Raw genomic sequence first — 18,729 nt, forward strand, 5'->3', positions numbered from 1 at the left:
GACGTCAAAGACGTTCCTCTTATTACGCATTATTTAAGTATAGACAGGAGCTTGCGGAGAATTTATGAGTTTACTTAGTGTAGAAGACGTTTCCCACAATTTTGGGGATCGGACGTTGTTTAAAAATGTTTCTTTCCGGTTGTTACCGGGTGAGCATGTAGGAATCGTAGGAGCAAATGGCGTAGGAAAATCGACGCTTATGAATATTTTGACTGGAAAACTGTTGAAGGATAGTGGAAAAGTAGAGTGGACGCCTCGCGTCCGTTATGGTTACTTGGATCAGCATACGATCTTAACGCCAGGGAAAACCATCCGTGATGTATTGAAGGACGCTTTCTTGCCACTTTTAGAGCTGGAACAGGAAATGCTAACTATAACTGAAAAGATGGGCGACGCTTCTCCTGAAGAGTTAGAGATGTTACTCGAGCAAATGGGGGACATTCAGGAACAGCTGGACATCGGAGATTTTTATCTTATTGATGTAAAAGTGGAGGAAATGGCGAATGGTCTTGGCCTATCCGTTATTGGACTTGACCGTGATGTCGCTTCACTAAGTGGGGGTCAGCGCACAAAGGTTCTGCTCGCGAAGCTTCTGCTTGAGAAACCGAATGTACTATTGCTGGATGAGCCTACTAACTATTTGGATGTTGAGCATATCGACTGGTTAACTAACTATTTGAAGCAATATCCATATGCATTTATATTGATCTCTCATGATACGGAATTCATGAATAAAGTCGTAAATGTGGTCTATCACCTGGAGTTCGGCAAACTTACTCGATACACTGCGAACTACGAGAAATTTCTGAATATGGCCGAGATGAATAAGATCCAACACATAGATGCTTATGAGAAACAACAGGATTTTATTAAGAAACAAGAGGATTTCATTCAGCGTAACAAAGCTCGTGCCTCCACATCTGGACGGGCGAAGAGCCGTGAGAAACAGCTGGATCGTATGGATCGAATTGATCGACCAGAAGAAGCTGCAAAACCTACCTTTAAGTTTAAAGAAAGTCGGGCCAGCGGGAAAACAGTCTTCGAAGGTATTGATTTCGAGATTGGTTACGACCGTCCGTTGCTTCCTATGCTGAACATGACCATTGAACGTGGAGAGAAGATCGCTATAACTGGTTGCAATGGTGTCGGTAAATCGACGCTACTCAAGACTATTCTTGGCGTGATTCCTACGTATAGCGGTAAAACCTATCTAGGAGATTATCTGAACTCAGCGTATTTCCAACAAGAAGTAAAAGCAGCTAATCTTACGCCTATTGAGGATGTCTGGAATGAATTTTCTAGTCTAACTCAGAATGAAGTGCGTGGTCATCTAGCTCGCTGTGGTCTGAAAAATGAGCATATTACCCGACCGCTTAGCATGCTGAGTGGTGGCGAACAAGCTAAGGTCCGTCTCTGTAAGCTGTTGATGCGTGAGAGCAACTGGGTTCTGTTCGATGAACCTACCAATCACCTTGATGTTATTGCCAAAGCTGAGCTGAAGCGGGCATTACAAGAATATAAAGGCACCGTTCTGCTCGTCTCCCATGAACCTGATTTCTATGAAGACTGGGTTACGAAAATTTGGGATGTTGAACAGTGGTCAGCAGTACAAGTATAGAATCATCATACTCCCGGGGAATAGCAGACGATCGATCTGCTGTTCTCCGGTTTTTGGATACGGGGAGGGAAACCGAATGATTCATACAGATGGTCGTGAAGATCGTTATTCTCGTCAGGTGCGATTTGCGCCATTTGGAGCAGAGGGACAACAAGGGCTCGCGCAGTCTAGTGTACTAGTAGTGGGAGCAGGTGCGCTTGGTACAGGGATTGCAGAGACGCTGGTACGCTGCGGGGTAGGTAAAATTATTTTAGCTGACCGTGATTATGTAGAGTGGAGTAACCTTCAGAGGCAACAGCTCTATACTGAGGTAGATGCTATTGAACGTATGCCTAAGGCTGCTGCTGCACAGAGCAGACTTAGGCAGATTAATTCTGAGGTCGTTATTGAAGCCTATGTTATAGATGTTCGGGCCGAAGAGTTGGAAGGGCTTGTTTCAGAGGTTGATCTGATCATGGATGGTACAGACAATTTTGATACTCGGCTCATTATTAATGATATGGCGCAAAAGCACGGTATTCCTTGGATCTATGGTGCATGTGTAGGCAGTTATGGAATAACCTATACGATTTTGCCAGGAGAAACTCCATGTCTCCATTGTCTTCTAGGTACAGTACCGCTAGGAGGTGATACCTGTGATACCGCAGGTATACTTCCGCAAGCGGTACAACTAGTTACGGCAAATGCAACGGCAGAGGCGCTGAAACTCCTAGGTAAGCGGAAAGCTCAATTAAGAAACAAACTGTTAACGTTTGATGTGTGGCGGAATGAATACCATGAAATTGGAGTGAAAGCTGCCAAAAAGAAAAACTGTCCTTCTTGTGGGAGTCATCCGATCTATCCCTATCTAATGGCAGCGAATACCGAACGAGGCGATGTTCTTTGTGGAAGGGATACAGTACAAATTCGACCTGCGAGACCACAGAAGCTTAACTTGCAGGAAACTGCGGATCGTTTGTCTCGTTTAGGAAGCGGAAGCGTGGACAGCAACGCTTATCTGGTTTCTTTTATAGAAGGGCCTTATCGGTTAGTAATTTTTGCTGATGGTAGAGCGTTGATTCATGGGACAAAAGATATTGCTGCTGCTCGGAGCTTTTATCATCGATATTTTGGATAAAGAAGCTGTAAATAGGTGTTTAGGCCATTCCTTAGGAATGGTCTTTTTGTTTTCCGGGAATTCTATACGTACCGCAGAGATGCTGGTGCAAGTCTTATGGATATGGGGGAGCTTTGTGATTGAGCAAATAATATGGTATATGGCTGATAGCAGTAGTAGAGAAGAAGATCGAACCGTTATAGAAAGTGTGCTACAAGATATTGGACTTGAAGCAACAAAAAGCGAAGATCCCGAGGATCTCCGCTTATCCATATCAAAAGTAGAACCGGTACTGCTGCTTGCTGAGCTATGCGAGGTGGGGACTTGGGAAGGCTGGGACATAATTTCCGCTGTAAGAGCTGAGGGGATGATACTACCGGTAATGGTGATTTCCGGTAAACAATCTGAATCTGGAACTGGGGCAGTTTCGGCGTTCTCAGCCGGGGGTAATGAATATATGACAAAGCCTTTACACACCGGTGAATTCAAACACAGAATTCTAAATTTGTTAACCCTTACTGGACGGCGTCGAAATTTAAATCAAATACTGCGAGTCGATGGTTTAATGCTCGATCCCAGCCGCAGGTTTGTAAGTCGCGACGGGATCGAGTTAAAAATGACACCCAAAGAATTTGATCTATTGTATTATCTCGCTGCGAACCAAGGAATGATATGCTCTCGCATCGAGATACTTAAAGAAGTATGGGGTTACCAATTTCACGCAGATACCAATGTTGTAGATGTTTACATCAGACATATCCGTTTGAAAATGGATAAAGGTCACCGGAACAAGTTGATTCATACCGTTCGCGGAACAGGATATGTAATGAGGGCGCCCGAAGGCGGCACCACATCCTGAGACTATTTCTCTATTATAGTTAGAACTCTACAGAGTCGTTGTTTACAGTACGCGGCGAGCCTTTAAATATGTTTTTTTCCAATTACCGGAGTTAAGATCGGAAATCGTAACACCTGGTTTACCGTAAGTGTGCAGAATTTTGCCATTGCCAGCATAAACAGCTACGTGAGTTACATTTTTACCGTTTGCTCTGCTACCGCTGGAGAAAAATACTAGATCACCTACACGAAGGTCAGCTTTCGATACTGCTTTCCCTACTTTAGATTGATCTACGGATGTACGAGGCAATGTTACATTATATTGTTTAAAGATGTATTTTGTAAAAGAAGAGCAGTCAAAAACTTTAGTAGTTGAAGTGGATGCACCGAACTTGTAAGGCACTCCCATATATTTTTTCCCGAGATTCACTACGCTTTGACCTTTAGATACGGAAGCTGCTTCAACTTTCGTTGCGCCTACGCCTGTTGCCATCATTGTACCCAAGCCCATTGTAGTAACCATTCCTATAACAATCGCTTTTTTAATCCATTGTTGTTTATTCATGTTGTATTACCTCCAAGGTGTTAGTCTTTGTTGTTGTGTTTGTCTGTCTTGCTTGCCTGATTCGTAGTATAGCAGGTTATCTATGACATAAAAATTGGAAGAGGTGCAATAAAGTGAGGCTGGGTATGGGTTGTAAGCGTTTTATTAAAAATTCATTAAAAGTTACAAAAAATTAATAATTTGATGTAATATTATCTTAAAAAAGCCGGAAAACCCTTGGTACAAAAGAGTTTTCACGGCTTTTTCGAATTTGAGATAAAAGTTACAATGATGTTTCTAAACTATAAAATAGTAGCATTTTTAAGTTAAAAATGATCCGTATGTATCTAGTCTTTACTCTGAATGATCAGCAACAATCCACTTCGAATGGTAACCGTCCCTGAGGATGAAACCAGTTTGTTACTCACACCAAGTGATTGTCCAAGCTTTAGTGTAGCGTCCTTCAATGGATATTGAAATCCGTCTAAGGTAATACCCGATACTTCTGGGGTTAAAGGCAGTAAAGAAACGTAGGTATAGCCTAAATCGTTGATAACAGCCTGGGATCCTGTAAGGGTTATATAGTTATGAGTGTCCATGACGTGGCAGTTGATTTGACGTTGTAGGGCTCTTGTCATCATTTGAATGCTAGCCAGGGAGTGGTCAATACGAGTACCCGTAACACCTAATAGTAGAATAGATTCGGGTTGCTGATCCATTGCAATATCTAGCGCCATCTCGCTATCTGTCAAATCTTTATTCACGGCATCACAGGTGATAGTCTTCTTACTTTTGTTTTCAATATCTTGAAGTGCTTCAGGCGATACGGAATCAAAATCACCTACTGCTATATCTGGTGTATATCCGTGTGAAATGAGAAATAGCGCTCCCTGATCCGCACCGATAATAAAATCATCTTCATCTAATAGGTTGAAATATTCTGGAGATAGTTCTCCACCTGCAAAAATTACGACTCGTTTGGATGACATAACATCCATTCCTCCTCTTAAACCTCTTGTTGAGTATCCTGTCCAGTATAATGCAGATCGAAAGGTTGCACAATTGACCTCGACAACGCTAAAATGATAGTGTGCGATCTTTTGAGTATAAATTCACATATATTTAGGTTTAACAACTGGGAGGTGAACGAAATCGTAAGCGTACTGTTTGTATGTCTGGGTAATATTTGTCGATCACCAATGGCGGAGGCTGTTCTGCGGCATAAGATTAATGAACGAGAACTATCTGATAAGATTCTTGTAGACTCAGCGGGAACTGGAGATTGGCATATAGGAAAAGAGCCGCATGAAGGAACAAGACGTATCCTTGATCAGAACGACATTAGCTATGAGAACATGTTAGCACGGCTAGTCGACAGTGAAGATTTTCAAAAATTTGACTATATCGTCTGCATGGACAAGTCTAATGGAGAGAATGTTCGAAAGATTCCTGGCGGGAAAGACGCCGAGCTAATGTTCTTCATGGACTTATTGCCTGAGGAGGAGCTTCGCGAAGTGCCGGATCCGTATTTTACAGGTAATTTTGAACAGGTATATGATTTGATCAACGCGGGCTGTGACATATTGCTGGAAAGAATGATAAGAGAAAAGCTGTAACCCATTCGGATTACAGCTCTCTCTGTATGATTTATATGGTAAATCGAGGGGAATTGCTGAATTAACTGTAAGCGCAATCAAGTAATCTACATACTGTTCTTTAGATGTTCACTATTTACTACTATCAATAGGTCATTATGCGTTTAAGAAATAGAGTAGAGATTCTGGTAGCTCTTTCTGCCAGAAGCCCCAGAGATGATGTCCGTCTTTCTCTCGATAGGATACGGTTGCTCCGCGTGATTCAAGCAATGTTTTTGTTTCTCGATTCATTTGAACGAAATCATAAATGCCAGTATCCGTTTTGTAGTCTATTTCCTGCAGACCAACGACCATATTAATGTTGAGCCAGGAGAGATCCTCTTCTTTAGCCAGCATGTCGCGGGATTCAGGATAGAATGCACCGGAAAGGCTGATGATACGTGTGAAGATCGCAGGATAAGCAAGTGCAAGATGGAGCGATACACTGCCCCCAAGGGAGTCGCCTGCTAAGATTCGTTCGTCCGGAGTACGTCGCACAGGATATTTTTGTTCAATGAAGGGAATAATCTCTTCGGAAAAGCAAGATAAGTACTGCTTGAATCTGCTGCCAAAAGGAGCGTATTCTTGAGTGCGAACAGCGACGTCTACTTCGACACCAACGATGATGAAGGGCTCCACGTCTTCTTCTATAATAAGACGTCCAGCGAGTGTAGCGATGCGGCCAAAGTTAAAGAACTCTTCGCCGTCTTGGCAGTACACCACTGGGTAGCTCAAGACTTCGTTGTAGCCGGGAGGGAGATAGATGCGTAATTTACGTTCCTCCTGCAGATGTTTACTCCAAAGCGTTTCTTTTACAATTGTGCGTTTCAGAAAAACAGAATCGCTCATAGTTGCCACGTCACCTTTCTTGTCGAATTTTGCAATACACAACGGTTTGCTCTAAAATGAATAGCTGAGTAACTGTGTGATTAATCATTTACTTGTTCCAAAAGCTTTAAACTGTTATATAAAAATAAATCACCTGTTATACATACAAAATTTAAAGGAATATAAATTTTATAAGTATTTCTTTGACGAAAGTAACCAAACAGGTGTATAATAATATTATAACAGAGGCAGCTGATATTCAAATTTTTTTATTGAGGTGAAGATAATGAGTAAAGTTCCTTATGAAGTGTATACAGAGGACGTCGAGGCTCTAACGGTACTTTCCCCGGATGGAGAAATTATCAACAAGGATAAAATGCCTGATTTAACCGACGATCAACTGAAAGAAATTATGTATCGTATGGTATTTACCCGTACTTGGGATGATCGTGCAGTAAATCTTGGTCGTCAAGGCCGTCTTGGTTTCTACGCACCGGTATCCGGTCAAGAAGCTACTATGATTGGTAGCGAGTACGCTTTGGAGAAAGAAGACTTCTTATGCCCAGGCTACCGTGATATTCCGCAGCTAGTATGGCACGGACTTCCATTGTACCAAGCATTCTTATATTCCCGTGGACACCAACATGGTGGAGCTATTCCTGATGGCGTTAATGTATTGATGCCACAAATTATCATCGGCGCGCAAATCCTGCACGCTACAGGAATTGCAATGGGCTTTAAATTGAAGAAACAAAAGAGTGTTGCAATTACTTACACTGGTGATGGCGGTTCTTCTGAAGGCGACTTCTATGAAGGCTTGAACTTTGCTGGTCGCTTTAAACTGCCTGTTATCTTCTTTGTTCAAAACAACGGTTACGCGATTACGACTCCATTCGCAAAACAAACAGCTTCCAAATCGATCGCTCACAAAGCGGTTGCAGCTGGTATCCCGGGAATTAAAGTTGACGGCATGGACATCTTTGCAGTAATCAGTGCTGTTCGTGACGCTGCTGAGCGTGCACGTAATGGCGAAGGTGCTACATTGATCGAAGCTGTAACTTACCGTTTCCGTCCACACTCCCTTTCTGACGATGCAAGTAAATATCGTTCGAAAGAAGAAGAAGGACAATGGAGCGAAAAGGATCCAATCAACCGTCTTGCCAAGTATTTGGAGAAGAAAGGTCTTTGGACTGAAGAAGATACGCTGCGCGTGAAAGACGAAGCGAAAGCTACTGTTAACGAGCAGATTAAAAAAGCTGAACAAACCGAAAAAATGACTATACCTGGCTTGATCGACAGCATGTTCGAAGTAACACCTAAACATCTGGAAGAGCAAAAAGCCGATTTTGAATAAGGGGGATATCAGGCAATGGCACAAATGAATATGAAAGAAGCGATCCGCGACGCGATGCGCGTTGAACTGAATCGTGACCCTAACGTTCTTATCTTCGGAGAGGATGTTGGTAATGTAGGTGGCGTTTTCCGTGTAACGGAAGGGCTGCAAAAGGAATTTGGCGAAGATCGTATTTTTGATACTCCACTAGCTGAGTCCGCTATCGGTGGTCTGGCATTTGGTCTTGGTGTACAAGGCTTCCGCCCAATTGCAGAAATTCAATTCGTTGGTTTTATCTTTGAAGCACTTGATCAGATCGTTGTTCAAGCGGCACGTCTGCGCTGGCGTTCCGGCGGTAAATATAATGCTCCAATCGTATTCCGTACTCCTTTTGGTGGCGGAGTTAAGGCTGCTGAGCTTCATACAGATTCACTCGAAGGTTTGATTGCACAAAGCCCGGGTATTAAAGTAGTAATTCCTTCAAACCCATATGATGCTAAGGGACTTCTTATCGCGTCTATCCGCGACAATGACCCTGTATTCTTCATGGAGCATTTGAACCTTTACCATGCATTCCGTGCTGAAGTGCCAGAAGGTGAATACACTGTTGAACTTGGCAAAGCTAACGTAGTACGTGAAGGTGCTGATGTATCTATCATTACTTACGGGCTGATGGTACATACAGCTACCAAAGCAGCCGAGCAACTCGAAAAAGAAGGCATTAACGTTGAAATTATTGACCTTCGTACTGTAAGTCCAATCGACATCGACACTATTGTAGCGTCTGTGAAGAAGACTAACCGTGCTATCGTAGTACAAGAAGCTCAAAAGAGCTCCGGTGTTGCTGCTGAGGTTATTGCACAAATTAACGAAAAAGCATTGCTGCACTTGGAAGCACCTGTTCTTCGGATCGCAGGTCCGGACACAGTATATCCATTCGCACAAATTGAAGATACATGGCTTCCAAACCCTGCGCGTATTATTGCAGGCGTGAAGAAAGTTTTGGATTTCTAAATTTTTTTCTATGAGAAACGGTTGTCATCCTTTATGGATGACAACGTCGTTTCTTCTTCTAAATTCTAACCATAAGGTCAGTCCCAATTTCACAAGGAGGTTTTCAAAGTGGCAAAGTTTGAATACCGATTCCCTGAACTAGGTGAAGGTTTGCATGAAGGTGAAATCATCAAAATGCATATCAAAGCCGGTGACAAGGTAACGGATGATGATATCGTAATGGAAGTTCAAAATGATAAGGCGGTAGTTGAGGTGCCTTGTCCAGTGAACGGTACCGTGTTGGAAGTTTTGACTAAAGATGGCCAAGTTTGCCGTGTTGGCGAAGTTGTAGCTATTATCGAAGCTGAGGGCGACGTGCCTGAGCAAGAAGGTCATGCTGCTGAAGAAGCTCCAGCTGCACCTGCACCTGCTGCACCAGCTCCTGCGAATGCTAAATCAGCGAACTTTGAATATCGGTTCCCAGAACTGGGTGAAGGTCTGCATGAAGGTGAAATCATCAAAATGCATATCAAAGCCGGTGACAAAGTAACCGATGATGATATCATCATGGAAGTTCAAAATGACAAGGCAGTAGTTGAAGTTCCTTGTCCAGTGAACGGTACTGTGTTGGAAGTTCTGACTAAAGATGGTCAAGTATGCCGTGTTGGCGATGTTGTAGCTATCATTGCTGCAGAAGGTGACGTTCCTGAACAAGCAGGTCATGCTTCCGCAGAAGCAGATGCAGCAAAAGGAAGTGCAAATACCACTTCTTCCCCTGCAGCAACTAGCCCATCTGATGCTAAACAAGGTGGATCTGCTAGTGCAGCACCAGCGCCTGACCGTGATGTGTTGGCTACACCAAGCGTCCGCAAATTTGCTCGTGAGCAAAAAGTGGATATCTCTAAAGTGAACGGAACTGGAAAAGGCGGCAAAATCACTCGTGAAGACGTTGAAGCATTCTTGAAAGGTGGTTCAGCACCTGCGGCAGCGGCAACACCTGCAGCGGCAGCTTCTGAAGCTCCTAAGGCTGCTAAAACTGAAGCTAAAGCAACATCTGCAGCAGCGAGCGGTAATGTTAGTCTTGAAGAAGAACGTGTACCTTACAAGGGCATTCGTAAAGCGATCGCCAATGCAATGGTTAAATCGGCTTACACTGCACCTCACGTTACAATTATGGACGAAGTAGATGTTACTGAACTGGTAGCTTTCCGTACACGTATGAAACCAATCGCTGAGAAAAAAGGCGTTAAGGTTACTTACCTTCCGTTCATTGTTAAAGCATTGGTTGCAGCTTCCCGTCAATTCCCGGCGCTTAACGCTATGATTGATGAAGAAGCAGGCGAGATTGTTTACAAGAAATACTACAACATCGGTATCGCTACTGATACACCAAACGGCTTGATCGTTCCAGTTATCAAAGATGCTGACCGTAAGAGCATCTGGATGATCGCTAGCAGCATCACTGACCTTGCAGTTCGTGGTCGTGACGGTAAATTGTCTGCTAACGAAATGAAGGGCAGCACGATCTCCATCAGTAACATTGGTTCTGCTGGCGGTATGTTCTTTACTCCAATCATTAACTTCCCTGAAGTGGCTATCCTCGGAACTGGCCGTATCAGTGAAAAAGCAGTAGTTAAGAATGGTGAAATCGTAGTTGCTCCTGTAATGGCGTTGTCACTCAGCTTTGACCACCGTATTATCGATGGTGCGACTGCTCAAAACTTTATGAACTACATTAAATCGCTGCTCAATAATCCTGAGCTGCTGGTTATGGAGGTATAATTATGGTAGTAGGAGACGCTTCTCTAGATATTGACACATTGGTCATTGGTGCAGGTCCTGGTGGGTATGTGGCGGCAATTCGTGCCGCCCAGCTCGGCCAAAAAGTCCTCATCGTAGATAAATCGGAACTCGGCGGTGTATGTTTGAACCGTGGATGTATTCCTTCTAAAGCACTGATTGCTGCTGCACATCAGTTCGAATCTGCTAAGCATGGTGAAGTTTTCGGTGTTACTGCTGAGAACGTTAAAGTGGATTTTGCCAAAACTCAAGAGTTCAAAAACGGCGTAGTTAAGAAAATGACTAGCGGCGTGACTAGCTTGATGAAAGGCAACAAAATTGAAGTATTTAACGGCGAATGCATGTTTATCAGCGACACAGAAGCACGTGTGTTCAATGATCATGAATCCCCACGTTACCGCTTCAAACACTGTATCATTGCAACAGGTTCCCGTCCGATTGAACTGAAACCTTTCCCATTCGGTGGACGCATTTTGTCTTCGACTGAAGCTCTTGAGCTTCCAGAAATTCCGAAGAGCATGATCGTAATCGGTGGTGGTTACATCGGCGCTGAGCTTGGCCAAATGTACTCCAAATTCGGTACTAAAGTAACAATCATCGAAGGTTTGGATACTGTACTTCCAGGCTTTGATAAAGATATGACTCGTCTTGTTGCGAAAAACATGGCTAAAACTGGCATCGAAATCGTAACTAACGCTAAAGCTGAAAGTGCTGTACAGAACGACAAGGAAGTTACCGTGAAATATTCTGTTGGTGGCGAATCCAAAGAAGTTACTGCGGATTACTTGCTTGTAACTGTAGGCCGTCGTCCTAACACTGATGGTGAACTTGGACTAGACCTGATCGGTCTTGAGCTCGACGATCGTGGATTGATCAAAGTTGATCATCAAGGTCGCACAAGCATTCCTAACATCTTCGCTATCGGCGACGTTGTTCCAGGTCTGGCGTTGGCTCACAAAGCTTCTTACGAAGGTAAGATTGCCGCAGAAGCGATTGCAGGACTTACATCTGTTGTTGACTACAAAGTCATCCCAGCAGTTGTGTTTACAGATCCTGAATGCTCAAGCGTTGGTTTGACTGAGAAAGAAGCGAAAGACAAAGGCTACAAAGTGAAAGCTGGTAAGTTCCCATTTGCAGGGAATGGCCGCGCCGTATCTTTGAACAGCCCAGAAGGCTTTATCAAAATTGTTGCTAACTCCGAAAACAATCTTGTGCTTGGTGCACAAATCGTCGGTATCGAAGCTTCTAACTTGATCGCTGAACTTGGTTTGGCAATTGAAATGGGCGCAACACTTGAAGATATCGCTTTGACTATTCATGCGCATCCAACCCTTGGCGAAATCGTCATGGAAGCTGCTGAACTGGTTGAAGGTCATCCTATTCACGTAATGAAATAATTTCTCTACCCAATTGCTCTAGCAGGCACAAAAAAGGCGGAACGCATTTGCGTTTCGCCTTTTTGAGTTTTCCACTTTTTTGAAAAAAGATATAATGGGAGGAGATGAAACAATTTGAGCGAATACACTATAAAATCATTCATCCGTATTTTAAAAACTTATATAGGGAGGACAAATGATGAAACCCAATAAGTTAAAGCCTGGTGATGAGTTGCGAATCATCTCACCTGCCAGAAGTCTGTCGTTAATCGCTGCTGAACAAAGGAAAATTGCCAAAGAACAGCTACAAAAATTAGGTTTTCGAATATCATTTTCTGTAAATTCCTTTGAGAAGGATGATTTTGTTTCCTCATCGATCGATTCTAGAATAGAGGATTTGCACGAAGCTTTTTTAGATCCGAATGTTAAAGGGATTCTTACGACCATTGGAGGCTTTAATAGCAATCAACTGCTACGTTATATTGACTATTCCATCATTGCAGAGCATCCTAAACGATTATGCGGGTATTCGGATATTACAGCTTTAAGTAATGCAATCTATGCTAAAACAGGATTATTTACATATTCCGGACCACATTTTTCTAGCTTCGCAATGCTTCACGACAATGAATATACTACCGAATATTTCCGTAAGCTGATGATGGATAACAAAGAAATAATGGTGAGGCCTTCGAAACATTGGAGTGATGATGAGTGGTATCTGGATCAGGAGAACCGTGTATTTATCAGAAATGAAGGTCCGTTCATTATCAATGATGGAGAAGCGAAAGGGACAATTATCGGTGGGAACCTTTGTACATTAAATCTTTTGCAGGGAACGGAGTATATGCCAAGTTTAAAAAATTCGATATTATTTCTTGAGGATGATTATGAGTCATCGCCTGCAACCTTTGATCGGGATTTACAATCACTGATTCATCAACCAGATTTTCAGCATGTTAAAGGATTGGTTATTGGCAGATTCCAACAAGGATCACGTATGACTAAAGAACTGTTGATCAAAATCATAACTTCGAAAGAAGAGCTATCAGACATTCCTGTCATTGCAGACGTGGACTTTGGACATACATCTCCTATGATTACTTTCCCTGTAGGTGGACAAGCCTCACTTCGTGCTTATGGGGTTAGAGTAGAGTTAAGGATATCGGAGTAGTGAATTCCTCAGATTATTAAATAAATTTAAAAAATATCTTACCTTCTACAAAAATCGGATATTTCAGATATAATATATAAGGTGAAATATTACGGAGGTGCAGTAAATTGAATAATGAGTTAGAACAAACCTATTTGAATTTTTTACAATATATTTTAGATAATGGTGTAAAAAAAGAAGATCGTACCGGAACAGGTACTATTAGTGTATTTGGTTATCAAATGCGATTTGATTTATCAAAAGGCTTCCCATTATTTACAACAAAACGGACACCGTTCCGTTTAATCGCAAGTGAATTATTATGGTTTATTAAAGGCGACACAAACATTCGTTATTTATTGAAAAATAATAATCATATTTGGGATGAATGGGCTTTCAAAAGATGGGTTGAATCAGACGAATATACAGGTCCAGATATGACTGATTTCGGGAATCGTTGTTCAATTGATGAAGACTTCAATCAAGTTTATCAAGCAGAGATGAAAGCATTTTGTGATCGTGTCTTAGAAGATGATGCGTTCGCAGCGAAGCATGGTGACCTAGGGAATGTTTATGGTAAGCAATGGCGAAATTGGACATCTTCTACGGGTGAATCCATTGACCAATTACAAGATGTAATTCATCAGATCAAAACAAATCCTGATTCTCGTCGTTTAATTGTAAGCGCATGGAACCCGGAAGATGTTATAAATGCTGGGGCAAAAGGGAGTAAAGCAGCGTTACCACCTTGCCACGTTATGTTCCAGTTCTATGTTGCAAATGGTAAATTAAGCTGTCACTTGCTGCAGCGCAGCGCTGACTCTTTTCTTGGAGCTAACTTCAATATCCCGTCTTACTCCTTACTTACACATTTAATAGCACATGAGTGTGGTCTAGAAGTAGGCGAGTTTGTATATAGCATTAGTGATGCACATATCTATTCAAACCATGTTGATCAAGTAAAAGAGCAATTATCAAGAGATTTAAGACCATTGCCTACTTTGGTTATTAATTCAAATAAGAAATCACTTTTTGATATCGAGCTGGAAGACCTTATTATTGAAGGGTACAATCCGCATCCTTCGATAAAAGCGCCGATCGCAGTATAAATTAATGGTTAGCAAGATTTTTTGATCTATATAGGTAGGAAGGAGCGTGTTTCATGAGTATTAGCTTAATATGGGCAATGGGCACCAATCATGTTATTGGAAAAGATAATGATATGCCTTGGCATTTACCGCTTGATTTTGCTTATTTCAAAGCAGAAACACTGGGGAAGAGAATGCTTATGGGCCGAAAAACGTGGGATTCGCTCGGAGGGAAGCCTCTAAAGGGCAGAACAAGCTTAATTATGACTAGAGATACTGATTATGCTCCTGAAGGTGCAGAGGTTGTACACACGCTTGAGGAAGCTCTCAGTGAGGGTAAAAAAGACGATGAGCTGATGGTGATCGGCGGTGCGGAAATTTATAAGCTGATGTTGCCGTATGCTGACAAGTTGATGTTAACGCAAATTGAACAGGATTTTGAAGGAAATACCCGGTTTCCTGATATTGACTGGAGTGTGTGGAAAGAGGTTTCCAATAAGAAGGGAATCCGTGATGAAAAGAATCCGTATGATTACCGTTTTCTTGTTTATGAACGTACGGAATAGCAATAAAACGTTTTCTCTGACATAACATGTGAAATAGTACAAAAAATCAGTAGATTAATCCATTACTGTGCAAAAGTAATGAGTGCTACTATAATTAAAATTAGAAATGATAATCTACAGGTATAGAATGTGCAGGTACTTCATTGCGCTGCTCACGACCATACGAAGCCGCAATATGCTACAATGTACTATACTTCAACACGAAGAGAACGGATGGGGGAAACGTAAACATGTCTACACCTACAGGTTTTATGGAGTATAAACGGCAGCTCCCAGGTGATCGGGATCCTGAGCAGCGGGTAAAAGACTGGGAGGAGTTCCACCATCATTTATCCGAGGACGAGCTTCAGACACAAGGAGCGCGCTGCATGGATTGCGGAACGCCGTATTGTCATACAGGAATTGATATGGCTGGAGGAACCTCGGGTTGTCCAGTTCATAATCTAATTCCAGAGTGGAATAATTTGGTGTACCGCGGACTATGGAAAGAAGCTCTGGAACGTCTGCATAAGACGAATAATTTCCCTGAGTTTACTGGAAGCATTTGTCCTGCTCCTTGCGAAGGCTCTTGCACAGTGGGTCTCATTGGACAGCCGGTGACCATTAAGACCATTGAGCTAGCTATTATTGATAAGGGCTTTGAAGAAGGCTGGGTTGTACCTAATCCTCCAGAGAAACGTACAGGCAAAAAGATTGCAATCGTAGGCTCTGGACCTGCTGGACTCTCAGCAGCAGCCCAACTTAATAAGGCTGGACATACAGTAACTGTATTTGAACGCAGTGACCGCATCGGCGGACTACTGACATATGGCATTCCCACTATGAAACTCGATAAGAGAGTTGTTCAACGTCGTGTAGATTTATTAGCTGCAGAAGGTATTAATTTTGTAGTGAATACAGAGATTGGCAAGGATATTCCTGCTCAACAGCTAGTGGATGAGTATGATGCAGTTGTTCTGTGTGGTGGAGCTACAAAGGCACGGCGTTTTAACGTTGAAGGCAGTGAGCTTAAGGGTGTTATGTACGCCATGGACTATTTAAATGGTACGATTAAGAGCTATTTGAGTTCCAATCTTGAAGATGGCAACTATGTATCTGCTGAAGGTAAAGACGTGATCGTCTTGGGTGGCGGTGATACTGGATCTGACTGTGTTGCTACAGCACTTCGTCATGGCTGCAGCAGTATCACTCAATTTGGTACACATGAAAAAGCACCTCTTCAGCGTGATCCGATTGCTAACCCTTGGCCACAATTCCCGAATGTATATAGCCTAGACTACGCGCAAGAAGAAGCTAAAGCCATATTTGGGGATGACCCGCGTGAGTTCTCTATCATGACTACTAAATTTGTTGGTGATGATGAAGGTAACTTGAAAGAACTGCATACTGTACAGATCCGCCGGATCGTGGATGAGACAGGTCGTAAGATCTATCAACCTGTTCCAGGTACCGAAGCTGTATATCCTGCTCAATTAGCTTTGATAGCCATCGGTTTTGATGGGCCAGAACAAGATATTATTCAAGAGCTTGATCTTGAGACAGATCGTCGTTCCAATGTGAAAGCTCGTTATGGTAAATTCAATACGAACGTGGATAAAGTATTTGCTGCTGGCGATATGAGACGTGGTCAAAGCTTGGTTGTATGGGCCATCAACGAAGGACGCGAAGCTGCGCGTGAAGTGGATAAATACCTGATGGGTTCAACCGTTCTTGTTTAAAACGTTACGAGAATAATTGTGTAATAAGCCGTTTCAAAAGCAGTTTACCTGCTGGAGAAACGGTTTTTTATATAAACCGATGCTTGACGTAGATATCAGTATCATATAAATTAAATACATTATTCACATGACAAAAGCATTGACCAAGGATCTACGATTCAAGAAGCGTTAGAACAGAGAGGGAACCCACCGGGTGAAAGGTTCCTCAAACACGTGTGAGTGGTATCCTGCCTTGGTAGCTGTAGCGATAGTATCTACTAACCCGCTACCGGAATCGACCGTTATCCGATTTGAGGATTGCCAAATCAGAATGGATTGTATGTTGAGCTGGCAGTTGAATAAGGGTGGTATCACGACACATTCGTCCCTGACGAATGTGTCTTTTTGCATTTAGAGAGATAATTTCTAGGGAGGGTATTCGAGATGCGACAAAGCAATTTATTATTAACAACACTGCGTGAGGTGCCTTCGGAAGCGGAGACGAACAGTCATCAGCTACTGCTGCGTGCGGGGTATATCCGTCAATTAGCTGCTGGAGTGTATACCTATTTACCACTTGGACGGCGGGTTCTGCGAAAGATAGAAGCGATTGTGAGAGAAGAGATGGATCTTTCCGGAACGCAGGAGATTTTAATGCCATCCATGCAGCCTGCGGAACTTTGGAAGGAATCAGAACGTTATGATGTTTATGGTAAGGAGTTGATGACTTTTAAGGATCGTCATGAGCGGGAATTCATTCTCGGTCCAACGCATGAAGAAGTAGTAACCACACTTGTGCGGAATGAGATCAGCTCCTATCGTAAGCTTCCTGTTACCGTGTATCAAATTCAGACTAAGTTTCGAGATGAACGGCGGCCACGTTCCGGATTGCTAAGAGGAAGAGAGTTCTTGATGAAGGATGCGTACTCTTTTGACATAAGCTCAGAAGGACTTGATAAATCATACCACCAAATGTTCGATGCTTATCACCGGATATTTAAGCGATGTGGATTGAAGTTCAGAGCTGTTCATGCAGATTCTGGTGCAATTGGCGGAGAAGGGGGCAGCCATGAATTTATGGCACTGGCTGATATCGGGGAAGATACGATTGCGGTATGTTCCTCTTGCGATTACGCAGCCAATCTGGAACAGGCAGAAGCTGTGCGTCCAGTTAAGAAGGAAATGAATTTCGAAGTACAGGCGATAGAGAAATTCCATACTCCAAATTTACGTACAATTGATCAATTAGAGCAGGAGCCTAAGATCCAGCCAGAGCAGATTATGAAAACATTGATTTACGAGGGTAGCGGACAATTCTTTGCTGTAGTGGTTCGAGGAGATCATGAAGTTAATGAGATAAAAGTGAGTAAATATATCGGAGCGATGGAGATCAGGCTTGCTGACTATGAAGCTGTGAAATCTTTAACGGGTGTAGAGAGTGGGTTTGTGGGGCCTGTGGGACTTCAATTAACTGTACTAGTTGATGCCGCAGTTGCTGAGATGACGGAAGGTACGACGGGAGCAGGAGAAAAAGATTATCACTTCCGTAATGTTGTACCTGGCAGAGATTTTGGGCTTGAGCATGTGGGGGATTTTCGCAATGTAGCGGAAGGAGAAGCTTGTCCACATTGCGAGGATGGCGTTCTTCATTTTCATCAAGGCATTGAAATCGGACATGTCTTTAAATTAGGTACCAAATACAGCGAGAAGCTTGGAGCTTCCTTTTTAGATCGTTCAGGCAAAAGTCAGCCTATGATCATGGGTTGTTACGGAATTGGAATCTCGCGACTATTGTCCGCGATTGTAGAACAGAATCATGATGATCAAGGAATAATGTGGCCAGTTGCATTAGCACCTTATCAGGTTCATATTTTGATGATGTCCATAAAGGACTCGGAGCAACTGGCAGTTGCAGAGGAGCTTTATAATCAACTTACTAAGCTCGGTATTGAGACGCTTCTAGATGATAGGGATGAACGTGCTGGCGTTAAATTTAAGGATTCAAGCTTGATTGGTATACCCGTAATGCTAGTAGTCGGTAAGGAGGCTGCACAAGGTAGAGTGGAGTATCTGGAAAGAGCCTCTGCTGCGGGTAAAGAAGTCTTAGAAAAGTTAGAAGTAGTTTCTCGTATCCAAGAATTCTTTTCGCAGCTGAATTAAACTTCT

The 18,729-nt window shown here is 42.7% G+C and carries 16 protein-coding genes; 13 read left to right on the top strand and 3 right to left on the bottom strand.

Features of this window, described 5'->3' with window-relative positions; translation table 11 throughout:
* Positions 1-64: 64 nt before the first annotated feature.
* The 3 genes from ACWNM1_RS12860 to ACWNM1_RS12870 all read left to right on the top strand — a co-directional run bounded on the left by ACWNM1_RS12860 (position 65) and on the right by ACWNM1_RS12870 (position 3,573).
* Positions 65-1,618: an ABC-F family ATP-binding cassette domain-containing protein gene (locus ACWNM1_RS12860; protein ID WP_042188823.1), complete on the top strand. Its 1,554-nt coding sequence runs from the start codon at positions 65-67 to the stop codon at positions 1,616-1,618.
* A gap of 76 nt (positions 1,619-1,694) precedes the next feature.
* Positions 1,695-2,735: a ThiF family adenylyltransferase gene (locus tag ACWNM1_RS12865; protein WP_449601225.1), complete on the top strand. Its 1,041-nt coding sequence runs from the start codon at positions 1,695-1,697 to the stop codon at positions 2,733-2,735.
* Complete coding sequence (locus ACWNM1_RS12870; RefSeq protein ID WP_449601226.1) at positions 2,680-3,573, top strand: response regulator transcription factor; 894 nt, start codon at positions 2,680-2,682, stop codon at positions 3,571-3,573. The genes ACWNM1_RS12865 and ACWNM1_RS12870 overlap by 56 nt, the downstream gene beginning before the upstream one ends.
* 42 nt (positions 3,574-3,615) lie before the next feature.
* On the opposite strand, the gene ACWNM1_RS12875 is transcribed toward ACWNM1_RS12870, so the two are convergent.
* Both ACWNM1_RS12875 and ACWNM1_RS12880 read right to left on the bottom strand, forming a co-directional pair.
* The gene (locus ACWNM1_RS12875; RefSeq protein WP_339241593.1) at positions 3,616-4,116 is read right to left on the bottom strand and encodes a C40 family peptidase; all 501 of its coding nucleotides are present in this window, start codon (positions 4,114-4,116) and stop codon (positions 3,616-3,618) included.
* Positions 4,117-4,442: 326 nt separating this feature from the next.
* Entirely contained in the window at positions 4,443-5,084 is a 642-nt protein-coding gene (locus tag ACWNM1_RS12880; protein WP_449601227.1) for a thiamine diphosphokinase, read from the bottom strand.
* A 162-nt stretch (positions 5,085-5,246) separates the two neighbouring features.
* Here ACWNM1_RS12880 and ACWNM1_RS12885 point away from each other — a divergent pair, with 162 nt between their 5' ends.
* Entirely contained in the window at positions 5,247-5,711 is a 465-nt protein-coding gene (locus ACWNM1_RS12885) for a low molecular weight protein-tyrosine-phosphatase (RefSeq protein WP_042194033.1), read from the top strand.
* 135 nt (positions 5,712-5,846) lie between these two features.
* Here ACWNM1_RS12885 and ACWNM1_RS12890 read toward each other — a convergent pair whose 3' ends face one another.
* The gene (locus ACWNM1_RS12890; protein ID WP_449601228.1) at positions 5,847-6,578 is read right to left on the bottom strand and encodes an alpha/beta hydrolase; all 732 of its coding nucleotides are present in this window, start codon (positions 6,576-6,578) and stop codon (positions 5,847-5,849) included.
* Between the two features lie 265 nt (positions 6,579-6,843).
* Here ACWNM1_RS12890 and pdhA point away from each other — a divergent pair, with 265 nt between their 5' ends.
* From pdhA to ACWNM1_RS12935, 9 genes are all read left to right on the top strand, one after another.
* Entirely contained in the window at positions 6,844-7,911 is a 1,068-nt protein-coding gene (gene pdhA, locus ACWNM1_RS12895; protein WP_042188812.1) for a pyruvate dehydrogenase (acetyl-transferring) E1 component subunit alpha, read from the top strand.
* A 15-nt stretch (positions 7,912-7,926) separates the two neighbouring features.
* Positions 7,927-8,904, top strand: a complete 978-nt coding sequence (locus ACWNM1_RS12900; RefSeq protein ID WP_042188810.1) for an alpha-ketoacid dehydrogenase subunit beta — start codon at positions 7,927-7,929, stop codon at positions 8,902-8,904.
* Positions 8,905-9,012: 108 nt separating this feature from the next.
* Positions 9,013-10,665, top strand: a complete 1,653-nt coding sequence (locus tag ACWNM1_RS12905; protein WP_449601229.1) for a 2-oxo acid dehydrogenase subunit E2 — start codon at positions 9,013-9,015, stop codon at positions 10,663-10,665.
* A gap of 2 nt (positions 10,666-10,667) precedes the next feature.
* On the top strand, positions 10,668-12,080 hold the full coding sequence (gene lpdA, locus ACWNM1_RS12910; RefSeq protein ID WP_042128286.1) for a dihydrolipoyl dehydrogenase: 1,413 nt from the start codon (positions 10,668-10,670) through the stop codon (positions 12,078-12,080).
* Between the two features lie 178 nt (positions 12,081-12,258).
* Positions 12,259-13,233: a S66 family peptidase gene (locus ACWNM1_RS12915; protein ID WP_449601277.1), complete on the top strand. Its 975-nt coding sequence runs from the start codon at positions 12,259-12,261 to the stop codon at positions 13,231-13,233.
* A 107-nt stretch (positions 13,234-13,340) separates the two neighbouring features.
* Positions 13,341-14,321, top strand: coding sequence for a thymidylate synthase (locus tag ACWNM1_RS12920; protein ID WP_449601230.1), 981 nt, complete (start codon positions 13,341-13,343; stop codon positions 14,319-14,321).
* A gap of 53 nt (positions 14,322-14,374) precedes the next feature.
* Positions 14,375-14,866 (top strand): dihydrofolate reductase, encoded by a 492-nt coding sequence (locus ACWNM1_RS12925; RefSeq protein ID WP_449601231.1) that lies wholly within the window; start codon positions 14,375-14,377, stop codon positions 14,864-14,866.
* Positions 14,867-15,096: 230 nt separating this feature from the next.
* Positions 15,097-16,584 (top strand): glutamate synthase subunit beta, encoded by a 1,488-nt coding sequence (locus tag ACWNM1_RS12930; protein WP_449601232.1) that lies wholly within the window; start codon positions 15,097-15,099, stop codon positions 16,582-16,584.
* A 423-nt stretch (positions 16,585-17,007) separates the two neighbouring features.
* Positions 17,008-18,723, top strand: coding sequence for a proline--tRNA ligase (locus ACWNM1_RS12935; RefSeq protein WP_449601233.1), 1,716 nt, complete (start codon positions 17,008-17,010; stop codon positions 18,721-18,723).
* Positions 18,724-18,729: the final 6 nt, after the last annotated feature.

The sequence above is a fragment of the Paenibacillus sp. Marseille-Q9583 genome, from assembly GCF_976954365.1.